Below are 22,963 nucleotides of genomic sequence, written 5' to 3' on the forward strand. Positions count from 1 at the left end.
AGGACTTAAAACAAAAAAACATAATAACTCATGAGATTTACCGTATCAAGCACTGCGCTAAGCAGCAAACTCAATGCTCTTTCGAGAGTCATCAACAGCAAGAACTCCTTGCCTATCTTATCAGACTTCTTATTCGACATTCAAGACAATGTGCTCCATCTGACCGCCTCCGACAGCGAGAACGTGATGAACACACATCTGGAACTGACAGAGTGTGACGGTAACGCCCGTTTTGCCATTGGTAATCACGATTTGTTAGAGGCTGTCAAAGGGTTCTCGGAGCAACCCATCACCTTTGATGTTAACCTACAGGAGAACGCCGTTAAGATCAGTTACCAGAATGGTATGTTCTCACTGCCTATAGAGAATGCCGACGAATTCCCACAGGCACAGATGATCAATGAGGGCGCTCACGTGATTACGATTTCCAGCAACCTATTGGCAGAGAACATCAACCGCTCGATATTCGCCACGGCACAAGACGAACTCCGTCCTGTGATGAACGGTATATACTTTGACCTCACCCCCGAATGTCTTGTAGTCGTTGCCTCTGATGGTCACAAACTGGTACGGAACAAGATCTTCACGATTCAGAGTGAGCAGCCGGCAGCCTTTATCCTGCCAAAGAAACCCGCTTCCCTGTTGAAAAATATCTTGCAGAAAGACGGTGGTGACATTGAGATTCGTTTCGACGAGCGTAATGCCCAGATCAACTACGGTGAGGGACAGATTATCTGTCGCCTGATAGAAGGACGTTATCCGAACTACAATTCTGTCATCCCACAGGGCAACCCTAATATCCTTACCATTGACCGTCTGGGACTGCTTGCAGCCCTGCGCCGTGTACAACCATTCTCCAACGACTCCAGTAACCTGATCCGTTTCCACGTAGAAGGTGGTACGCTTCAGTTGGACGCAGAGGACTACGACTTCTCCAAGACTGCCACAGAGCGCATGTCATGTGATTATAACGGTCAACCCATGAGTATAGGTTTCAAGGGAGCCTCCTTCATTGAGATCCTTAGTAATTTCGATTGCCAGGAGGTTATCATCCAGCTTGCCGACCCCAGTCGCGCCGGTCTGGTATTACCCTCTGAGCAGCCAGAGAATCAAGACGTGCTGATGCTGATGATGCCTATGCTCATCAACGATTAAGACAAGTCTTGACCATCGAGATGAAAGATTAAAAATGAAAGATTAAAGACTTTATTGTGAAACTGAACTTACAGAAACCACTCGTTATATTCGATTTGGAGACCACGGGCCTTGACTTAGTCAAGGACCGTGTCATTCAAATATCCTATATTAAAGTCTTCCCAGACGGAAGGGAAGAACGCGGCAACCATCTCATCAACCCGGAGAAGATGATTCCCCAGCTCGTCGAGGACCTGACAGGTATCAAGAATGAGGACGTGAAAGACAAGCCGACTTTCAAGCAGATGGCACAGCAGTTGTATCAGATATTCAGCGGCAGTGACATCGCCGGTTACAACTCCAACCATTTTGATGTACCTTTATTGGCAGAAGAGTTCCTTCGCGCTGGTGTTGACTTCGACTTCTCCAAGTGTCGTCTGATAGACGTTCAGACCATCTATCACAAGATGGAGCGTCGCAACCTCGCCGCCGCTTACAAGTTCTATTGCGGAAGAAAGATGGAGGACGACTTTACGGCACACCGTGCCGACGAGGACACTGAGGCGACCTACCGGGTGTTACAAGGGCAATTGGACATGTACACCGCAGAGAACCAAGAAGACCCTGAGCGTGTCCTGCAGAATGACATGCAGTATCTTGCGGATTTTTCGAAGTCCAATAACAACGTGGACTTTGCCGGACGTATCATCTGGGGAGAGTTGACTGACCGTACAGGAAAACCTGTTCTCGACAAAGAAGGGAAGCCCGTGATTACAGAGGTGTTCAACTTCGGTAAGTACAAAGGACAGGCTGTCGCACAAGTATTACGCTTTGATCCAGGCTATTACAGTTGGATACTGGCTGGTGATTTCACATATAACACGAAACAAGTACTCACACGGATTCGTCTTCGTGAGAGTCAAATGAACTCATAGAGAATGCTCAAAGGAAAGAAAATCGTATTAGGAATCACAGGCTCTATTGCTGCATACAAAGCCTGCTATATCATCCGGGGACTCATCAAGGCAGGTGCTGAGGTGCAGGTGGTCATCACTCCTTCCGGAAAGGAGTTTATCACTCCTATCACCCTCTCTGCGTTGACGCAGAAACCAGTCATCAGCGATTTCTTTTCCCAACGGGACGGCACCTGGCATTCCCATGTGGCATTAGGTCTGTGGGCAGATGCCATGCTGATCGCACCCTGCACAGCCTCCACCCTTGGTAAGATGGCAAATGGTGTGGCAGACAACATGCTGATCACCACCTACCTGTCCATGAAGGCTCCTGTCTTCATCGCCCCTGCCATGGATCTGGACATGTACCAACATCCCACCACACAGGAGAATATCAAGAAACTGCTGTCATACGGCAATCAGATGATCGAGCCGCAGAGTGGTTTCCTTGCCTCAGGACTGGAAGGGAAAGGACGTATGGAAGAGCCTGAGAGAATCGTGGAGAAACTATCCGAATTTTTCGACGCCCAACCCTCAACGCTCAACGCTCAACTAAAAGAGAAGCGCATCCTCATCACAGCAGGTCCCACCTATGAGAAGATAGACCCCGTCCGTTTCATTGGCAACTACTCCAGTGGCAAGATGGGGTTTGCCCTGGCAGAAGAATGTGCCCGTCAGGGAGCGGAGGTAGAGCTTATCGCAGGACCTGTGGCACTGACGACCAGTCATCCACGGATTCACCGTACTGACGTGGAGAGCTGTGAGGAGATGTATCAAGCGGCGATCCGTCTTTACAGCTCCTGTGACGCCGCTATCCTATGCGCCGCCGTTGCGGATTTCCGTCCAGAGACGATTGCCACAGAGAAGATCAAACGTGAGAAAGACGATCTGGTTATCCGTCTGAAGCCCACTCACGACATTGCCGCGGAGTTAGGGAAGATGAAGAAGACTGACCAGCGGCTGGTAGGATTCGCCCTGGAGACCAATGACGAGCAACAGAACGCACAAGGGAAACTGGAACGGAAGAATTTCGATTTTATCGTTTTAAACTCATTACGTAATGAGGGTACCTGTTTCCAGTCTGATGAGAATCAGATCAGCATCATCTCCCGCCAGGGACAGAAAGACTTCCCTCGTAAGCCCAAGTGTGAGGTTGCCACTGATATTGTCAATGAATTAGCAAAGACAATGTAAAATGATAAATGTATAAGATGAAGCGTAGCATTTTAATTCTATCATTGTTTAATCTCTTCATCGCAGCGAATATCGCGGCACAGGAGCTGAATGCCAAAGTCACGATTAACCACGCACAGATACAAGGAACGGACGCCAGTGTCTTTGAGACGCTTCAACAGGCACTCGAGCAATTCATCAATGAGCGTCAATGGACTGACTATCAGTTTCAGAAGCATGAGCGTATCACCTGTAACTTCAATATCACAGTCACCAAATACGACAAGACCACCAATCGTTTCGAGGCTACGGCGATGATACAGGCAAACCGCCCTGTCTATTACTCCACCTATACCTCCACCTTATATAATAATAAGGATGACGACTTCCATTTCGACTATGCGCAGTACGACCAACTGAACTTCCAGGAGGAAATCATTGACAACCAGTTGACGGCACTCTTCGCCTATTACGCATACCTTATTATCGGACTCAACCTCGACAGCTTCGCCCCTCTAGGTGGAACAGATGTCCTGCAGCGGTGTCTCAACCTGGTGAATAATACCCAGAACCTCGGTTTCCCTGGATGGAAAGCGTTCGAGACCAGCCGCAACCGGTTTGCCATCATCAACGATTACCTGGATGAAGCCATGAAACCCTTACGTCAGTTACAATATGACTACTATCGTACCGGACTTGACGAGATGGCGAATAATTCCGAGCGTGGAAGGGCAAATATCACAACAGCACTTAATCTTCTGAAAGAAGCTCATGAGAACAAGCCATTGAGTCTGTTGCCTCAGATATGGACAGACTACAAACGTGATGAGCTTGCCTCTGTCTATCATGGAAAAGGAACCCAGAAAGAGAAGCAACAGGTCTATGACCTGCTGTTCTCCATCAATGCCTCCCAAAGTAACGCATGGGACAAAATCAAGAACTAAGAGATGCTTCAACAACTATACATTAAAAACTTCACACTAATTGATGAGCTCAATATCGAGTTACACCCTGGTTTCTCCGTCATTACAGGAGAGACAGGCGCTGGTAAGAGTATCATCCTTGGTGCCATCGGGCTCTTACTGGGACAACGGGCAGACTCCAAGACCATCAAACAAGGTGCCGACCGTTGTGTCATAGAGGCACATTTCAATCTCAGCCGATATCAGTTGGAACCCTTCTTTACAGATAACGACATTGACTATGACGCCAGTGACTGTATCATCCGACGTGAACTGACTGCAGCAGGAAAGAGCCGTGCCTTCATCAATGACACACCAGTATCCCTGGCATTATTAAAGGAATTAGGTGATATGCTGGTGGATGTCCATTCCCAACATCAGAACCTGCTACTCGGTAAACAGGACTTCCAACTGGAGGTCGTCGACACCCTTGCCAAAGACCAGGATGCGCTGACTGCCTATCAGCAGACCTATGCCGCCTATCATGACAAGCAGCGACAGTTACGCGAGTTACAGGAGGAGATGGAGCGTAACAGACATAATCTTGACTTCCTTCAGTTCCAGTATGAGGAACTTGCCAATGCCCAGTTAGTGGAGGACGAACAAGAGGAAATGGAACAACAACGGGAGACGATGACACACAGCGAGGATATCAAGACGGCTCTTTACGAGACCCAGCAGCATCTCTCCGCCGATGAGCAGGGGGTCCTCTCCCTACTCCGCAAATCGCTCTCCGCCATCAAAACCATCACGAAGGTCTATCCTGCCTCAGAAGAATGGACAGAACGCATGGAGAGCTGTCAGATAGAACTCAAGGACATCGTCCAGGATGTAGAGGCGCGACTGGACGCTATCGATTTCGACCCTGCAGAGCTGGAACGTATCAACCAGCGGTTAGACAAGTTGTATGACTTACAGAAAAAATACCATGTCGATACTGTTGCGGCACTCATCCAGCAACGCGATGAACTCAAACGTCAACTCAGTCAGATAGAGAACAGTGATGAGACACTTTCTACCCTGCAAGAAGAGTTGGACAAGCTGAGAAAGAATTGTCTGCGACAGGCTGAGGAGCTCACCAAATACCGACAGAAAACAGCCAAGGAGATAGAGCGGCAGATGCATGAGCGTCTGGTGCCACTGGGGATGCCTAACGTCCGTTTTGAGGTGAAAGTCAACAAAACCGACCTTCACAAGAACGGACAAGACGACATCGCTTTCCTGTTCAGCGCTAACACCTCCAGTCCCTTACAACCCATCGCACAGGTAGCCTCCGGTGGTGAGATAGCCCGTGTGATGCTCTCCTTGAAGGCAATGATCAGTGGAGCCGTCAAACTACCTACCATTATCTTTGACGAGATAGACACAGGAGTCAGTGGCAAGATTGCGGAACGTATGGCTGAGATCATGCAGGAGATGGGAGCCAACGACCGTCAGGTCATCTCCATCACTCACCTGCCCCAGATTGCCGCACTCGGGACTACCCACTACCGGGTATCCAAGGAAGAGACCGCCAAGGGAACAGTTAGTCAGATGCGACTACTCTCTGACGAAGAGCGCATCCATGAGATAGCACAGATGCTCAGTGGCAGTGATATCACCGCCGCAGCCATTCAAAACGCAAAAGAACTTTTGAGAACAAAGAATTAAGAATTATGAAGAGAATATTTATCCTTTTACCTTTTTTCCTTTTATCCTTATTACCTGGCTCCGCACAGTCATGGGTCTCCAAAGCCGCTAAGTCGGTTTTCACCTTGAAGACCTTTGCCGCAGACGGTACCCTACTGGCAAGCAGTACTGGTTTCTTTATTACTCCAGACGGTGTGGGTATCAGTAGCTTCGCCCCTTTCAAGGGTGCACAGCGTGCCGTGATTATCGATGCGGAGGGAAAGGAGTATCCTGTGGAGTTGATCCTCGGTGCTAACGACACCTATGATGTTGTGAAGTTCCAGACAGCCTTCAGGAAAGCGACACCCTTGGCTATTGCCTCTACGGCAGCAAATGGCAGTAATATCTGGTTACTTCCCTATGCCGTTAAGAAGACACCCTCTTGTATTCAGGGAACACTCAAAAGTGCTGAGAAGTTTCAGGACACCTACCAATATTATACCCTTCAGTTGAATGCAGAAGAGAGCCATGTGTCATGCCCCGTCCTCAACCAAAACGGTCAGGTGGTAGGTTTGATCCAGCCATCCGCAGGAGACCAAAAAGGTATTTCCTATGCCGTTGACGCCCGCTTTGCCGCAGACCTTAAGATCTCTGGATTGAGTATCAACGACCCGAACTTAAAACAGACTAATATCGCTATTGCCTTACCTGACAAGGTGGATGAAGCCATCCTAACCCTTTTCCTCGCCTCCTCATCATTGAAGGAAAACCAATATGTCAGTATGTTGGAGCGTTTTATCCAGAAATTCCCTAATGAAGCAAACGGCTATATCTACCGTGCCCGCTATCAGGCGGCAAAGGGGATGTTCAGTAAAGCCGACGAGGATATGCAGAAAGCCGTTAAGGTTGCTGAGAAGAAAGACGATGCCCATTACCAGTATGCGGAGCTCATCTACCAGAAGGAACTCTATCAGAACGACAAACCTTTCGACGCATGGACGCTCGACAAGGCTTTCAGTGAGTCACAGGAGGCGTACCGGACAAATCCAATGCCCATCTACCTGCAACAACAGGCACAGATTCGCTATGCACAAGGTCAGTATGCCGATGCTTACCAGATATATGACCAGCTCACCCATAGCGACCTCCGCAGTGCAGATATATTCTTCGCTGCTTCTCAGTGTAAGGCACAGTTAGGGGAGTCCGACCAACAGCTTGCCCTCCTCGACAGTGCTGTCGCACAGTTCTCACGCCCTTATGTCATAACTGCCGCTCCCTATCTGCTGGCACGAGCCCAGGCATTGTATAATAACGGGAAGTATCGTCTTTCCGTCAATGACTATAACGAATATGCCCAGTTAATGGAGACACAGTTAAAAGCTCCGTTCTACTATCAGCGTGAACTTGCCGAGGTAGGAGGTCATCTGTACCAACAAGCATTGAATGACATCAACAAAGCCATTGAGTTAGAACCTGCAGAACCTACTTATTATGGAGAGAAAGCCTCCTTGCAGATACGTGTCGGTATGCACAAGGAAGCTATAGAGACAGCACAGCAGTTGATCCGCCTGTCACCAGAACAGTCTGACGGTTATCTCTTCCTGGGGATTGCCCAATGTCTCACTAACCAGAAAGCTGAAGGTTCCAAGAATCTCCAGAAAGCAAAAGAGCTTGGCAATGACCAAGCTCAATCTCTCATCGATAAATATGCCAAATAAGATCAGAACGGTACTGGTCCATTATCTCCACTCCCAAAGGGAGACTGACTCATATCCGGCTGGTCGCCATTGACCCTGCTTCCGAGGATCTCTCCCCCATTGTCATCACCAGTACCTTGCTTGCGATGACCCAGACGGTTGTCCTCTGGGTTCTCAAAACGGGTGAACTCTCCCCGGAAGGTCAGCAGCACATCACCTGTAGCACCCTTACGATGCTTGGCAATAATAATCTGCGCCATACCATGCAGGTCACGACCATTGTCATCTTGATAGATATGATAGTATTCCGGTCGATGGACAAAGAGTACCATATCCGCATCCTGCTCGATGGCTCCCGACTCACGCAAGTCTGAGAGTTGCGGACGCTTACCTTCCAGTCCCTCACGACTTTCCACACCACGGTTCAACTGTGACAGGGCGATAATAGGAATCTCCAACTCTTTGGCAAGACCTTTCAGCGAACGGCTGATGGTAGACACCTCCTCCTGACGACTCGAGAATCGCATGCCGTTGGCATTCATCAACTGCAGGTAGTCAATCATGATGATCTTCACCCCATGCTCACGCACCAGTCGGCGAGCCTTCGTACGTAACTCAAAGACAGAGAGGCCCGGAGTATCATCCACATATAGCGGAGCACCCAACAGGTTGTTGACACGTTTGTCCAGACGGTCCCACTCGTCAGGGTGTAACTGTCCGTTCAGAATTTTAGAGCCTTGTATCTCACAGACATTAGATATCAGACGGTTCACCAACTGTGTGTTACTCATCTCAAGAGAGAAGAAAGCCATCGGCACCTGATAGTCTGCAGCGATATTCTTCGCCATCGAGAGGGCGAAAGATGTCTTACCCATCGCAGGACGACCAGCGATAATCACCAAATCAGAAGACTGCCATCCACTGGTGATATCATCAAGTTTGTGATAACCCGTCGGCACACCCGTCAGACCGTCTTTATTGGCAGCAGCCTTCTGGATGACATCCACAGCCGTCTTGATGACAGGGTCTATCTGCGTGTAGTCCTTCTTCATGTTCTTCTGAGTGAGCTCGAAGAGTGAGCCTTCCGCTTCCTGCATCAAGTCCTCTATATCTATCGTCTCGTCAAAAGCCTTCGTCTCTATAAAGCTCGCATAAGAGATCAACTGACGTGCCAGGAATTTCTGGGCGATGATACGGGCGTGATACTCGATATTCGCAGAAGAAGCCACACGTGAGGAGAGTTCCATCACATAGGCAGGACCACCCACATCCTCCAAGTCCCCTTGCTTGGCAAGCTGCTCCGTCACAGTCCACACGTCGACAGGTTGTTCTTTCATCTCCAAGTCACGGATGGCTGTATATACCTTTTGGTTGCGAGGTTCATAGAAGCTCTCTGGATAGAGCATCTCACAAACTACGGTATAGGCATCCTTGTCAATCATCAAGGCACCAAGTACCGCACGTTCTATCTCTGTTGCCTGCGGCTGAACATGGGCATAGGTGTTATCCGTCGGAATTGTCTTTCGCGTCCTGCGCTGGTTATTTTGTTCGGGCATATTCTTTTATTATTTATAGGGACTATAGGAACTATAGTGATTATAGGGACTCACACTCCTTCAGCCATAACGCACTGGATGCATCACTTGGCATACGCCAGTCACCACGGGGAGACAGGCTCACACTACCCACCTTTGGACCGTCAGGCAGACAAGAGCGCTTGAACTGCTGATTGAAGAAACGACGACAGAATGTCGTCAACCATTTCTTGATGGTCTCCCTGTCGTATTGATTACCAAAGGCATGACGGGCGAGGAAGAATATCTTAGAGGGTCGGAAACCATAACGCAGGAAGTAATACAGGAAGAAATCATGTAACTCATACGGTCCCACCAGGTCTTCCGTCTTCTGCTTGATATTTCCCTCCTCATCCGCTGGTGTCAACTCTGGTGATATCGGAGTGTCAACAATGTCAAGCAACGTGTCTTTCTGAGCCTTATACTGAGGTAGTTCCGCTATATAACGGATCAGATACTGGATAAGGGTCTTGGGAACACTACCATTGACACCATACATCGACATATGGTCACCATTATAGGTCGCCCATCCCAATGCCAGCTCCGACAAGTCACCAGTACCCACCACCATCGCGTTCAGCTGGTTGGCAAGATCCATCAGGATCTGCGTCCGCTCACGGGCTTGCGAGTTCTCATACGTCGTATCGTGTTTCTTGATATCATGACCGATATCCTCAAAATGCTGAGTCACCGCCTTGGCGATAGACACTTCCATCTGTGAGATGCCCAATGTCTGCATCAGCGAGGTGGCATTATCATGCGTACGGTCTGTCGTTCCGAATCCCGGCATTGTCACACCTACGATTCCCTTACGGTCGAGTCCCAGTTTATCGAAAGTACGGACGCATACCAACAAGGCGAGTGTAGAGTCGAGACCGCCACTGATACCCACCACCACATGCTGGCAGTTGGTATGCACCAATCGTTTGGCAAGTCCTGCCGTCTGTATATTGAGAATCTCCTCGCAGGTCGATGCCATCTCCTCCTTACTAGGAATAAAGGGATGAGGGTTGACAGGACGGAGCATCTTGAACTCCGAGAGTTCTACCGCCTTACAATCTATCAAGAGTGCCTTCGCGTCACGCTGGGCACTGATAAAAGTCGAGTTGGTATGACGCTCAGTACGTAACCGCTCCACATCAATCTGTGTAATCTGCAACTGTGGCTGGAAGGAGTAACGCTCCCCCTCTGTCAAGAGATGGCCATTCTCGAAAATCATCGCATTACCGCCATAGACGACATCCTGTGTCGACTCCCCGAAACCACAGGAGGCATAGACATAGCCGCTGATGGTACGGGCACTCTGTTGGGTCAGAAGAGCACATAAATACTGATGCTTACCAAGAACCTCATCACTCGCAGAACAATTCAGGATGATATCCGCACCTGCCATCGTCAGGTTATTGCTGGGCGGCACTGGTGCCCATACATCCTCACAGATCTCTACACCGAACTTCACTCCTCCTGCTGTCTGGAAGACCTTCGCCTCTGCCGATAAGGTAATACGCGTACCGGCAATATAAAGGTCTGTCGGATTCAGGTCCTGTGCGGAGGCGAACCACCGTTTCTCGTAAAACTCATTATAGTTAGGCAGATAAGTCTTGGGGACCAAACCCAGCAAATTACCACATTGTATGACAGCAGCACAATTGAGCAACAATCCTCCTGCCTGTATCGGCATGCCTACCACACAAATAATATTCAGTTTACGCGTAAAGTCCAATAACATCATCAAACCCTCTTCCGCCTTCGACAGCAACAGCTGTTCCTTGAAGAGATCCTGACAACTATATCCTGTAATGGCAAGTTCCGGAAAACAGATCAGCTCTGCTCCCTGTCCTTCTGCATTGGCAATAAGTTTCTCTATTTCGAGCACGTTATACTCGACATCTGCTACTTTGACGGCAGGCACAGCGGCTGCCACAGTAATCAGTCCATGTTTCATATCTTATTGTTATTTTGGTTTTTTTCTTTATTTCGATATTTCGGGATTTCGAGGCTATGGAATCAACAGCGAGGAATCGCCATAGCTTAGGAAACGGAAATCATGAGACAAGGCATAGTCATAGATACATCGCCAATCACCTTTGACGAAGGCGCTCACCAATAACAACAGTGTTGACTGTGGCTGGTGGAAGTTTGTGACAAGCATCTTGACGATATGATATTCGTAGCCTGGAGCTATGATAATCTGCGTGGAGGAATGCAACGTTGTCAACTCATGACGATCCATCCAGTCAAGCAATGCCTGCAACACCTCTTTCACCGCCAGACTCTCAACTCTTATCTTTAAACTCTCATACGGCTCCCATTGGTTGACATGCAGTTGCTCCTCTGTCAGATTGGGATTCGCCATCACCTTTAGTCCCATGTAATAGAGACTCTCCAAAGTACGCACGCTGGTAGTGCCGACAGCAATAGCCTTCCCCTCATGGGCGATAAGCCGCTCAATCGTATGGCGGCGTACTGCAATATACTCTGTGTGCATAGGATGCTCACCAATGGTCTCACTCTTCACTGGGCGGAATGTACCAGCTCCCACATGCAGGGTCAGTTCTTCCCGCTCAATACCATGAGCATCAATATCTGCAAGGACACGCTCGGTGAAATGTAGTCCTGCCGTTGGAGCAGCGACACTACCTTTGATCTTCGAATAGACCGTCTGATAGGTCGTCTTGTCACTCTCCTGTGTCTCACGATTCAGATATGGAGGGATAGGCAGTTCACCGATGGCATCAATGATATCCGAGAAGGGCACATCACCATCCCATTCGAAATCGACGAGTTGACTCGTCCCCACTTCTCCACGACGCGTAGCCTTTAACTCAATGCTCTTGCCTCCTACCTCTAACATCCTACAGAGTGCTCCCTCTTTCCATTTCTTCAGGTTTCCTACCAGGCAGAGCCATGAGCAACGCCCATGTGTCTGGAACATCAGTTCGTAGTCAGCTGGCTCAGAAGGTTCCAACAGGAATACCTCAATGAGTGCTCCTGACTCTTTGCGGAAATGCAGACGTGCCTGTATCACTTTCGTGTTGTTGAATACCATAAGGGCATCCGAAGGCAAATAGTGGGGCAGGTGGTAGAAGATATCCTCTCCGACCTTACCTTTATTATATATCAAGAGTTTTGAGTGGTCACGCTCCGCCATCGGAAACTTCGCGATGCGTTCGTCCGCCAACTCATAACTATAATCACTTATATGTATCTCTTTCGTATCCATAAACCGTAAACGCTGACAAAGGTACGAATAAGTGAGCAAAATGCCAAATTTATTTGAGCATTTTCGAACGAGAGTACCTTCAACGAAGTTAAAGGTACGATTAAGTGAGCAAAAAACCAAGAGAATCTTGAGTTTTTTCGAACGTATCTCAAAAAATCTTTGTACTTTTGCATTCAAGAAACTTCAAACTGACCATGCGGAGCATTATACTGATACTCACCATATTGGCAACAGCAGTCAACAGCTGCTGGGCACAGGATCGCGCCAAAAAGATTCGCAACAAAGAATATCCGTCATATATCTACAGGGTGACACTGCATGACAAGCAGAACACCCCCTACTCGTTGGAACGCCCTACCCGCTTTCTGTCAAAACGTGCTGTAGAGCGTAGGAAGAGACAAGGACTTCCCTTGGACACTACCGACCTGCCTGTCAGTCCTAAGTATGTGAGACAGATAGAGTCGCTGAAGACGACCGTCGTGGGAACCAGCAAATGGAACAATACCATACTGGCACAGATGAAAGACACCAGTGAGCTCCAGCGTATCCGTCAACTTCCTTGTGTGAAGGATTGTCATCTGGTATGGCATGCCCCCGACTCCATCGAGCCTACGGCACTCAAAACGAGATATGAGGAGTCTTTCCACGAATGGGACTCTGTGGCGACGACCCTTTACGGACGTGCTGATGCCCAGATCAAAAGCCTCAACGGCAACAGACTACACGACATCAACTGTATGGGTGAGGGAATGATGATTGCCGTACTGGATGGCGGCTTTAAGAATGTGGATAAGATTCCCGCTTTTGGCAAGGTTGACATCAGGGGTACCCGTGACTTCATCTATCCCGCATCCCCTTCCGTTTATTACGAGTTAGATCATGGTACAAAGGTACTGTCGACGATGACCATCCAGCAACCTCATTATTATATAGGAACAGCCCCCAAGGCAAGTTACTGGCTCCTGCGCTGTGAAGACGGACAATCGGAGCAAGAGGTGGAGGAAGACTATTGGGCTATAGCGGCGGAGTTTGCCGACTCTGTTGGTTGTGACCTTATCAACTCTTCGTTGGGCTATAATAACTTCGACAAAGGACATGTGTCACATAAGCTGTGGCAGCTCGACGGTCACTCGACTTTTATCAGTCATTCGGCTTCGATGGTGGCAAAGAAAGGGATGATACTCGTCAACTCGGCAGGCAACTCAGGAATGGGTCCCTGGAAGAAAATCACCTTCCCTGCTGATGCTGATGACTGTCTGACCGTAGGAGCCGTCACGGACTTGTTGACGAATGCACCTTTTAGCTCTGTAGGACCCACACAGGACGGTCGTGTAAAACCAGACATCGTCGCCATTGGCAGTCCCACAACGGTTATCACAGGTAGAGGGTCTATCGCCCAGGACATGGGTACCTCCTTCGCCGCTCCTATCATCTGCGGGTTGACGGCATGTCTATGGCAGGCTTTACCTCATAAGACCGCTTTGGAAATCATGGAACTGATCCGTCAGTCTGGCAATAACAAAGAACATCCAGACAATATCTCTGGCTTTGGATTACCTAATTTCTGGCGTGCCTATATGGTGGGAAGAATGTGAGGATGGTTAAGGATTAAAGGTTAATTGTTAAGGATTAAAGGTTAAAGGTTAATGGTTAATGGTTAATGAGAAGCGATATACCCTGCAAGTGCTGAACAGTCTTGTGAGAGAGGCTATTGAAGCGGAACTGCCTGATGAGTATTGGGTAGAGGCGGAGTTGTCGGAATGCAGGGAGAGTCGCGGACACTGTTATATGGAACTCGTAGAGAAGGACGAGACCTCCAACACACCTGTCGCCAAGGCTTCCGCCAAATGCTGGAAACAGACTTGGACAATGGTGCAACCTTATTTCGAGCGTACCACAGGACAACCGCTGAGAGCCGGTATGAAGGTGCTGTTGAAAGTCTATCCGCAGTTTCATGAAGCATACGGTTTCTCATGGATTGTCACAGATATCGACCCCACCTTTACATTAGGTGATATGGCCCAACGCCGTCAGAAGATTATCGCCCAGCTGAAAGCGGAAGGCGTATTTGACCTACAACGAGAGCTAACAATACCCCGTTTCTGTCAACGTATCGCTGTTATCTCCGCAGCTACTGCGGCAGGCTATGGCGATTTCTGTCGACAACTGGAAGATAATGAATACGGATTACAATTCTATCCCACCCTTTTCCCTGCCATCATGCAAGGTGAACAGGTGGAGCAGAGTGTGATAGCGGCACTAAACCAGATCAACGAGCATGCTGAGGAATATGATATCGTCGTCATCATCCGCGGTGGTGGTTCGACGAGTGACATGAGTGGTTTCGACACCCTGCCCCTTGCGGAGAATGTGGCAAATTTCCCCTTACCCATTATTACAGGAATCGGACACGACAGGGACGAATGCGTACTCGACATGGTGTCGAACACCAGAGTGAAGACACCTACAGCAGCTGCCGCCTTCCTTGTCGCCCATCTCGCTGATACCCTGCAGCATCTGAATGACCTGCAACAACGGTTGTCATTTATGCTGACCATGTTCAAGACGAACTTTGAACACCAGTTGGATCAGCGGTATGAGCGTATCTGTCATGCTATCCAACAACGCATCGTACAAGAGCGGCATCATTTGGAACTTGCCGCCCAGCGAATAGAACTACTCGACCCCACCCTGTTGCTTCAGCGAGGTTATAGTATCACACTGTTTAACGGGAAGGTCGTTCGCGACCCTCAACAGTTGAAAGTTGGGGACGAGATGGAGACAATAGTAGAGAAAGGAAAGATTATTTCTGTGGTCAAAGTTTAAAGGTTATGAAATACGAAGAAGCATTAAAGGATTTGGATGAGATTGTGCAGAAAATGGAGCGCAACGAATATGGGATTGATGAGTTGACAACGCAGTTGAAAAAGGCGAAAGAACTCATCAAAGAGTGTAAAGATAAACTGACAAAAACGGACGAGGACATCAAAAAGATACTCGATGACGAGAAATAATGCACAATTCATTTGCAAGTGTGCCACAAATTATGTACTTTTGCACACAATTTATAACAAAAAGGACTAAAATTATTACGATATGAAAGACTTAGACTGGGGAAACCTGTCGTTCGGTTATATGAAGACCGACTACAACGTACGTTGTTACTATCGCGATGGAAAATGGGGCGAGATAGAAGTATGCTCCGACGAGTATCTGAACCTGCATATGGCAGCTACCTGTCTGCATTATGGACAGGAGGCTTTCGAGGGATTGAAGGCTTATCGCTGCAAAGACGGTAAGGTGCGTATTTTCCGTGTGGAGGAGAATGCTGCACGTCTGCAATCCACCTGTCGTGGCATCCTGATGCCAGAACTTCCTACGGAGCGTTTCGTAGAGATGGTGAAGAAGGTAGTTCGTCTCAACCAGGAGTGGATTCCCACCTACGAGAGTGGTGCTACCCTGTATATCCGTCCGTTGCTTATCGGAACAAGTGCACAGGTGGGTGTTCACCCTGCCAAGGAATATTGTTTCCTTATCTTCGTCACCCCTGTAGGTCCATACTTCAAGGGCGGTTTCTCCAGCAATCCTTATGTGATTGTACGTGACTACGACCGCAGTGCTCCTCTCGGTACTGGTAAATATAAGGTAGGTGGTAACTATGCCGCTTCTCTCTTTGCCAACAACCTGGCTCATGAGAAGGGTTATGCCTGTGAGTTCTACCTCGATGCCAAGGAGAAGAAATACATTGACGAGTGTGGTGCCGCCAACTTCTTCGGAATCAAGAACAACACCTACGTCACTCCAAAGTCTACCTCTATTCTGCCCTCTATCACCAATAAGAGTCTGATGCAGGTAGCAGAGGACTTAGGTCTGAAGGTAGAGCGTCGTCCTATCCCTGAGGAGGAGCTGGAGACTTTCGAGGAGGCTGGTGCTTGTGGAACGGCAGCTGTCATCAGTCCTATCTCCTACATTGACGACTTAGAGACTGGTAAGCGTTATGACTTCGGTGAGAAGCCAGGTCCTATCTCCAAGAAGCTCTTCGATACCCTCCGTGGCATCCAGTATGGAGAGATAGAGGACAAGCACGGTTGGACGACTGTTGTGATAGAATAATAACCCAACATAAATCAAACTATTATGGACAATAATCAAGGTTACAAGAATCGTGCACTTGCCTCTTTGGAAGGTAATTGGACGAATGGTATCATCGCTGCCATTATCTATCTGCTGATCAGTGGATGTGTAGGTCAGGGAGCAGCTATGTTCTTTGACGTAGCGACAGGTTATGGAATCTCAGGATTCTGGTATATCCTCTGTCTGCCCCTGGAATGGGGAATTACTGTTTATTTCCTGAATCTCATCCGTAACGAGGATATTGCCTACGAGCGTCTGTTCGATGGTTATAAGGACTTCATCCGTATCTTCCTCGCAGGTTTCCTGGTATCACTCTGTGTTGTTATCGGCATGTTCTTGCTGATTATTCCTGGAATCATCCTTTCCCTCATGTTCTCACAGACCGAGTATATTCTGAAGGATGACAAGCAGATTAGTGCCGCTGACGCTATGAAGAAGAGTGCGGAGATGATGAAGGGACACAAGATGGAGCTGTTCTGGCTGATACTGAGTTTCATCGGCTGGGCTATCCTGTGCTGTCTCACCCTGGGCTTCGGCTTTATCTTCCTGCTTCCTTATATTAACAGCACAATGGCTCACTACTATGAGGATCTGAAAGCAGAGAACGCATGAGTAAAGGCAAGCTGGCGAAATTCGCCGACATGGAGACTTATGAGAACGTGTTCCAGTACCCCTATTCGGTGGTGGAACACGTTCCGTTTGAGATGCAGGGTCACTGGCACGAGGAGTATTTCCATAACGACAACCCTATCGTGCTGGAACTAGGTTGTGGCAAGGGAGAATATACAGTAGGTCTTGCCAAGCGCTATCCTGACATGAACTTCATCGGAGTGGACATCAAGGGAGCGAGGATGTGGACAGGTGCCACACAGGCTGTCAAGGAAGGACTGAGGAATGTTGCCTTCCTGCGTACAAATATAGAGATTATTGACCGTTTCTTTGCCCCTGATGAGGTAACGGAGATATGGCTGACGTTCAGCGACCCGCAGATGAAGAACCCCCGTAAGCGACTGACCTCCACCTATTTCATGAACCGCTATCGCCGCTTCCTCATAGATGGAGGACTGATTCATCTGAAGACAGACTCCAATTTCCTTTTCACCTATACTACTTACATGGTGGAAAAGAACCGACTGCCTTTAGTTCTCCGCACTAATGATTTATACTCTGAGAACTCCGAGTACTCTGAGTTCTCAGAAGCTGCCTCCATCCAAACCTACTACGAGCAGATGTGGATAGACCGTGGATTGAACATCAAATACATGAAGTTCCACCTTCCTCACGATGGAGAGTTAGTAGAACCGGACATCGAGATACCATTAGACGACTACCGTTCCTACCGGCGTGACAAGCGCAGCTCGTTAGATACTGCGAAATAAGAATATGGAAATGAAAGTTATACGATTCGTCTTTACTATCGCGGTCTTGTTCGCAACACTGAATGTTTGCGCACAGGACGAGGATGACAGTATTGCCTATTCACTCAGTCTGGCTGAGACAGTAGTACTGCCAGATGGTATGACTTTCGAGGAGTACATATTGAAAAAGGTGCTTGACAATGCCAAACCGCTCAAGACACGAGTTCGGGCACTGCGCTACTCGGTAACTTGCCAAATGGAGAAGGATATTGACCTGACGACATTTCCAAATCGCAGGACTATCACCTTCGCCGCCCGTCTGGCTGGTTATGGTCCTATCGTGAGCGCCCTCAGGGAACATAAGTATTTCAGTATCACAATGGCGGAGGATGTGCTGTTCAATAATGGAAGGATTACGACCTCGAATGTGCGGATGGTAGAGATGAAACAGGAACTGACGAAGAAGCAGATAGCCTCGTTCCTCAAGCACGATGGGATGATGAGTGCCAACGTGTACGACCAGTTCTATAAGAAGGTACGCGAGAAAGTGAAGGAGCTGCAGAAGAAATATAGGAAGAAGAAGGAGACAGGCATGAAGTATGTTGGCAGTTATACGGTGGGCAACAGGACCTTCTATATTGTCAAGCTCGACAACATGCGGGTGCATATTGCTGACGGTTGCTGGCAGATCTCACGCATCAACTGGCAGGAGAAACAGAATAACATGCAATATGAGTTCAAGGAAGTGAGACCTGATCTTTTCCTGCTCTCACAAGGTACGGCAAAGTTTTTCGTGGACAAGGTGAAATGGCCCAAGGGCTACGTCTCCATGAGAATGACATATACCTATCACTAAAATAGAGGTGTTTTACGAAGGCGGCACTTCCTGCCCTCGAAGGTGCCGCTTCCTCGGGTCGAAGGCGGCACCTTCAAAGGTCGAAGGCGGCACCTTCGCAAACAGGAGGTGCCGCCTTCGCATTTCGGAATAATTTCTCGGTAGGAAACTACCTAAGGTGAAATTACTGCATGTCGTAAACCACTTGCATGAGCTTCTTGCCGATAGCGTCGGCCTCCTCCATGGTGTTCGCCTCGCTATAGACACGGATAATCGGTTCGGTATTCGACTTACGCAGATGTACCCACTTGTCGGGGAAGTCAATCTTCACACCGTCGATATCGTTCACCTGTGCTGTCGGATCAGCCGCAAACATCTCCTTCACCTTCACCAAGATAGCATCCACATCCGTCTCCGGGGTCAGGTCGATACGGTTCTTGGCAATCTGATAGTCAGGGAAGGTGGCACGCAGCTCACTCACCTTGCAACCTTTTTTGGCAAGAGAGGTCAGGAAGAGGGCGATACCCACCAAGGCATCACGACCATAATGACTCTCGGGATAGATGACACCACCATTACCCTCACCACCGATAATGGCATTCACCTCCTTCATCTTCGTCGTCACATTGACCTCACCCACAGCGGCAGCCGTATACTTGCCACCATGTTTCTCCGTCACATCACGGAGGGCACGGGTAGATGACAGGTTAGAAACGGTATTACCCTTAGTATTCGACAACACGTAATCAGCGACGCTGACCAGTGTGTACTCCTCACCGAACATTTTTCCATTCTCACAGATAAAGGCAAGACGGTCGACATCAGGATCAACGACGATACCCAGGTCATACGCTCCTGTCTTCATCTCGTCCATGATACCCTGCAGATTCTTCTCCAATGGCTCCGGGTTATGGGCGAAGTCGCCATTAGCCTCCCCATTGAGAATCTTATACTCCACCCCTAACGCCTTCAAAAGTTGAGGCAGGATAATGCCACCCACACTATTGATGGTGTCCACACATACTTTGAAATGAGCGTTCTTGACAGCCTCCGTGTCCACTAACTTCAAGCGGAGGACATCCTCGATATGACGGGCATCAAAAGTATTGTCCTCCATATAATGTCCCAGATGGTCGACATCCGCATACTCGAAATTCTCCTTCTCAGCAATGTCAAGGACGACAGCACCGTCTGCCGCAGTCAGGAACTCACCCTCGCTATTCAGCAATTTGAGGGCATTCCACTGACGAGGATTATGAGAGGCAGTGATGATGATACCACCATCGGCACCAGACATCCTGACGGCAAGCTCTGTAGTAGGTGTAGTGGCAAGACCGATATTGATGACATCATACCCTACTCCCATCAGAGTACCACATACCACATTCTTCACCATCTCGCCGGAGATACGGGCATCACGTCCCACCACGATCTTGTTGGAGGAACCCTTCCCGTTACGGCGGATAAACTGTGCATAGGCTGTGGTGAACTTCACGATATCAAGAGGGTTCAAGGTATCGCCCGTAGAACCGCCTATCGTTCCACGGATACCAGAAATGGATTTAATAAGTGTCATGTTTTCTTGGTTTTATTTATCTCTTTCGTAAGTAATCTCGTAATAACAAGGGAAGACACTGGATGAGGCATCCACCGTACCCTGGGAATGAGGAACGATCAGGCGAACCTTGGCAATCTCGTCGTCATCATTGACAGGACGTCCAATGTTCACATACGTCAACGGCACCAGCCAGCCTGCAGGAACGGAGGTGGAACTATGAGTATAGCTCATCAAACCATATACAAAAGACCCTGTGTAAGTATTACCAATACGCTCCACCATCATCTTGTCAGGAAGAGAGGAATAGTTTCCATAAGAAGCGTCATAGAAATAAACGATGTCATTTCTCGTCACCAGCTTGTTTTCCTTAATATTATATTCTGAGAAACGACAAAGTATCTCCAATGTCTCGCCGTCTTTCACCTTCTCGCCACATCCCTTACGGACGATCTGCATGTAGACACCACTTCTCTCAAGATAGACGTACTCGTTGTTGGCGACATTCGTCGTCTCTCCCTGATCAGTAAACTGTGTCTGGCTTATCACCTTGATATTATTCTTAGAGATATATCGATTTATCGCCTCACGCTCCGCATCCTTCAGGTCAGAATAGGTCTCACCCTTATTACAACTGGTAAGAAAAAGGATGCCGCAAAGCAATACCAACAGACTATAAACTTTCTTCATTTTACGCTATCATTATATTTCGGGCACAAAATTACAAATAAAAAAACAATTATCTGCAATATTAGGCTACTTTAACGTGTCTTCAAAGTGAAGGATGGCTTGTTTGACCACCTCAACAGCCTCGTCCATCGTACACATCAACTTTCCTCCTGAGGCATTCAGATGCCCTCCCCCATTGAAGAACATCTCCGCCATCTTATTACATGGGAAATCGTCAACAGAGCGAAGACTGATCCATATCAGCTTATCACGCTCCGAGTCCTCACGCAGAGAGATACTCAGTTTCAGTCCCTTGATCTGCAACGGCATATTGACCAAGCCCTCCGCATCGCCTTTGATAAAATGGAAACGCTGCAGGTCCTCACGGGTCAACGTATAAAACGCAGCATGACGCTGCTCATCGACTACCAGTTTATGACAAAGCACATAACCCACCATACGGATACGGTGCTCACTATAGTTATGATAGACATGACGATAGATCTTGTCCTTGTCGATATGCTTGGTCAGCAACTGACTGATGATAAAATAGATGTCAGGAGAGGAGGAGTTATAGGTAAACCCGCCAGTATCCGTCATCATTCCACAATAGACAGGAATGGCGAAATGCTTCCCCTGCTGCTCGAACAGCCCCATCTGCCAGACTATCCGGAACACCAGTTCACAAGTAGACGACATCTCCGGATGTGAGATGGTCAGGACAGCATCCACGTCAGGTTCCAAATGATGGTCTATGAGCACTTTCTTCGCCGGGGAACTTGCCAATGCAGCTGCCATAGCCTCCGTCCGAGACAGGGTATTGAAGTCAAGACAGAACACCAGATCAGCGATTTTCAATACCATATCGACATAATCCTTACGCTTGTCATAGCGTACGATTTTCTCCGTATTCGGCAACCATTTCAAGTAATCGGGATATTGGTCTGGCGCAACGATCAGCGGGTCTTTCCCCATTCCTCGCAACACCTCTGCCCATCCCAGCATGGAACCTAATGCGTCACCATCCGCATTCACATGGCAACACAACACAATGGTCTCCGCGGTATCGATAAGGGAGCGCAGTTGACTGCACTCCCCTTCTGTCATGATCTCTTTCAGCATCAGAATAATTTATTCGGATAAACACCCTCATCGACTAATTGCTGGATACGCTTCACCGTATCCTCACGATCAGCGGCGTAAGTCACACCAAACCATTTAGAAGTGGTATCCAGCACCTCACAGGTAGCGGTACCCTCTGTAATGAGCTTGTTGACCATCAATGGGATAAAGAACTCTGCCTTCAGGTTCTCTATATTCTTCGGGTCACTCAGGAACTCCTTGAAGTATGCCTCAGAATACTCGAAATAGTCAGGCGTAAAGCCCCACATATTCATAGATACAGGGGTATTGTCGTCTACGACCACCCACTTGCCATTCTCGTCCTTATAACGGATCGGTTCTGTGGCGGCACCGGCATTGGAGCCATCCTCCGCACAACGTACGATCTCCGTACGCTCTACGACATCCGTCAAGTGTCCCTTGTCATTCTTCGTACAGATACCACGAGCCACGGTACCATTCTCACTCAACGTGTTACCTACGCGGAAACCTACCATCGCATACTGGTTCTTGGCACCTTCAGGAAGCTCTGAGAGGTATTTGCCAATCACCATGAAGGCATCACGGTTGTAGAAGTCGTCACAGTTGATGACACAGAATGGTTCCTTGATCACATCCTTGCCCATCAATACAGCATGGTTGGTACCCCAAGGCTTCACACGTCCCTCAGGAACCTTGAAGCCTTCGGGCAGGGCGTCAATACCCTGGAAACACAGCTCACAGGGAACATGTCCCTTATATTTCGAGAGAATCTGGGTACGGAACTGCTCCTCAAAATCCTTACGGATAACCCATACTATCTTGCCGAATCCTGCCTGGATAGCATCATAGATACTATAGTCCATGATGGTCTCCCCATTGGGACCCAGACCGTCCAACTGCTTCAGACCGCCATAGCGGCTTCCCATACCAGCAGCTAATAGAAATAATGTCGGTTTCATAAATCTCTAAATTATAAACTTTACA

General features: G+C 48.4%; 20 protein-coding genes. 13 read left to right on the forward strand and 7 right to left on the reverse strand.

The annotated features are described in order from the left end of the window. The first annotated feature begins 30 nt into the window (after window positions 1-30). Genes dnaN through BM257_RS07945 form a run of 6 tightly spaced genes read left to right on the forward strand, consistent with a single transcriptional unit; the run spans window position 31 to window position 7,548 of the window. Window positions 31-1,155, forward strand: coding sequence for a DNA polymerase III subunit beta (gene dnaN, locus BM257_RS07920; RefSeq protein ID WP_092070762.1), 1,125 nt, complete (start codon window positions 31-33; stop codon window positions 1,153-1,155). A gap of 56 nt (window positions 1,156-1,211) precedes the next feature. After that, window positions 1,212-2,069 (forward strand): 3'-5' exonuclease, encoded by an 858-nt coding sequence (locus BM257_RS07925; protein WP_092070765.1) that lies wholly within the window; start codon window positions 1,212-1,214, stop codon window positions 2,067-2,069. A gap of 3 nt (window positions 2,070-2,072) precedes the next feature. After that, window positions 2,073-3,281, forward strand: coding sequence for a bifunctional phosphopantothenoylcysteine decarboxylase/phosphopantothenate--cysteine ligase CoaBC (gene coaBC / locus BM257_RS07930; RefSeq protein ID WP_092070767.1), 1,209 nt, complete (start codon window positions 2,073-2,075; stop codon window positions 3,279-3,281). Window positions 3,282-3,298: 17 nt separating this feature from the next. Then, entirely contained in the window at window positions 3,299-4,204 is a 906-nt protein-coding gene (locus BM257_RS07935; protein WP_092071067.1) for a type IX secretion system protein PorD, read from the forward strand. Between the two features lie 3 nt (window positions 4,205-4,207). Beyond that, the gene (gene recN, locus BM257_RS07940; RefSeq protein WP_092070769.1) at window positions 4,208-5,872 is read left to right on the forward strand and encodes a DNA repair protein RecN; all 1,665 of its coding nucleotides are present in this window, start codon (window positions 4,208-4,210) and stop codon (window positions 5,870-5,872) included. A 5-nt stretch (window positions 5,873-5,877) separates the two neighbouring features. After that, window positions 5,878-7,548 (forward strand): serine protease, encoded by a 1,671-nt coding sequence (locus BM257_RS07945; protein ID WP_143096803.1) that lies wholly within the window; start codon window positions 5,878-5,880, stop codon window positions 7,546-7,548. A gap of 2 nt (window positions 7,549-7,550) precedes the next feature. Here the strand turns inward: BM257_RS07945 and dnaB are convergent, their stop codons facing one another. From dnaB to BM257_RS07960, 3 genes are read right to left on the reverse strand one after another with little or no spacing between them, the layout of a single operon-like run. After that, entirely contained in the window at window positions 7,551-9,083 is a 1,533-nt protein-coding gene (dnaB, locus tag BM257_RS07950) for a replicative DNA helicase (RefSeq protein ID WP_092070773.1), read from the reverse strand. A gap of 40 nt (window positions 9,084-9,123) precedes the next feature. Continuing rightward, the gene (locus BM257_RS07955) at window positions 9,124-11,046 is read right to left on the reverse strand and encodes an NAD(+) synthase (RefSeq protein ID WP_092070776.1); all 1,923 of its coding nucleotides are present in this window, start codon (window positions 11,044-11,046) and stop codon (window positions 9,124-9,126) included. Window positions 11,047-11,100: 54 nt separating this feature from the next. After that, window positions 11,101-12,324, reverse strand: a complete 1,224-nt coding sequence (locus BM257_RS07960) for an S-adenosylmethionine:tRNA ribosyltransferase-isomerase (protein ID WP_092070779.1) — start codon at window positions 12,322-12,324, stop codon at window positions 11,101-11,103. Between the two features lie 194 nt (window positions 12,325-12,518). Between BM257_RS07960 and BM257_RS07965 the strand changes: the two genes are divergently transcribed. From BM257_RS07965 to BM257_RS07995, 7 genes are all read left to right on the forward strand, one after another. Further along, window positions 12,519-13,919, forward strand: a complete 1,401-nt coding sequence (locus BM257_RS07965; protein ID WP_092070782.1) for a S8 family serine peptidase — start codon at window positions 12,519-12,521, stop codon at window positions 13,917-13,919. 58 nt (window positions 13,920-13,977) lie between these two features. Then, window positions 13,978-15,150 (forward strand): exodeoxyribonuclease VII large subunit, encoded by a 1,173-nt coding sequence (gene xseA, locus BM257_RS07970; protein ID WP_092070785.1) that lies wholly within the window; start codon window positions 13,978-13,980, stop codon window positions 15,148-15,150. A 5-nt stretch (window positions 15,151-15,155) separates the two neighbouring features. After that, window positions 15,156-15,338: an exodeoxyribonuclease VII small subunit gene (xseB, locus tag BM257_RS07975; protein WP_092070787.1), complete on the forward strand. Its 183-nt coding sequence runs from the start codon at window positions 15,156-15,158 to the stop codon at window positions 15,336-15,338. Between the two features lie 82 nt (window positions 15,339-15,420). Next, window positions 15,421-16,437: a branched-chain amino acid aminotransferase gene (locus BM257_RS07980; protein ID WP_092070790.1), complete on the forward strand. Its 1,017-nt coding sequence runs from the start codon at window positions 15,421-15,423 to the stop codon at window positions 16,435-16,437. A 24-nt stretch (window positions 16,438-16,461) separates the two neighbouring features. Then, window positions 16,462-17,070, forward strand: coding sequence for a DUF975 family protein (locus BM257_RS07985; protein WP_092070792.1), 609 nt, complete (start codon window positions 16,462-16,464; stop codon window positions 17,068-17,070). Then, entirely contained in the window at window positions 17,067-17,837 is a 771-nt protein-coding gene (trmB, locus tag BM257_RS07990) for a tRNA (guanosine(46)-N7)-methyltransferase TrmB (RefSeq protein WP_092070795.1), read from the forward strand. Before BM257_RS07985 ends, trmB begins: the two co-directional genes overlap by 4 nt. A gap of 4 nt (window positions 17,838-17,841) precedes the next feature. Next, window positions 17,842-18,672 carry a hypothetical protein gene (locus tag BM257_RS07995; RefSeq protein ID WP_143096804.1) on the forward strand — a complete coding sequence of 277 codons (831 nt, stop codon included), beginning with the start codon at window positions 17,842-17,844 and terminating at the stop codon, window positions 18,670-18,672. 163 nt (window positions 18,673-18,835) lie between these two features. Here BM257_RS07995 and glmM read toward each other — a convergent pair whose 3' ends face one another. The 4 genes from glmM to BM257_RS08015 all read right to left on the reverse strand — a co-directional run bounded on the left by glmM (window position 18,836) and on the right by BM257_RS08015 (window position 22,938). Beyond that, the gene (gene glmM / locus BM257_RS08000; RefSeq protein WP_092070801.1) at window positions 18,836-20,227 is read right to left on the reverse strand and encodes a phosphoglucosamine mutase; all 1,392 of its coding nucleotides are present in this window, start codon (window positions 20,225-20,227) and stop codon (window positions 18,836-18,838) included. 12 nt (window positions 20,228-20,239) lie between these two features. Then, complete coding sequence (locus tag BM257_RS08005) at window positions 20,240-20,896, reverse strand: DUF4827 domain-containing protein (RefSeq protein ID WP_092070804.1); 657 nt, start codon at window positions 20,894-20,896, stop codon at window positions 20,240-20,242. 66 nt (window positions 20,897-20,962) lie between these two features. After that, a complete protein-coding gene (locus BM257_RS08010) occupies window positions 20,963-21,997 on the reverse strand; it encodes a DHH family phosphoesterase (RefSeq protein ID WP_092070807.1) in 1,035 nt (344 codons plus the stop codon). Then, window positions 21,997-22,938, reverse strand: coding sequence for a glycosyltransferase family protein (locus BM257_RS08015; protein WP_092070810.1), 942 nt, complete (start codon window positions 22,936-22,938; stop codon window positions 21,997-21,999). Before BM257_RS08015 ends, BM257_RS08010 begins: the two co-directional genes overlap by 1 nt. Window positions 22,939-22,963 lie beyond the last annotated feature (25 nt).

This window comes from Prevotella sp. tf2-5 (assembly GCF_900115435.1).
Lineage (GTDB): Bacteria > Bacteroidota > Bacteroidia > Bacteroidales > Bacteroidaceae > Prevotella.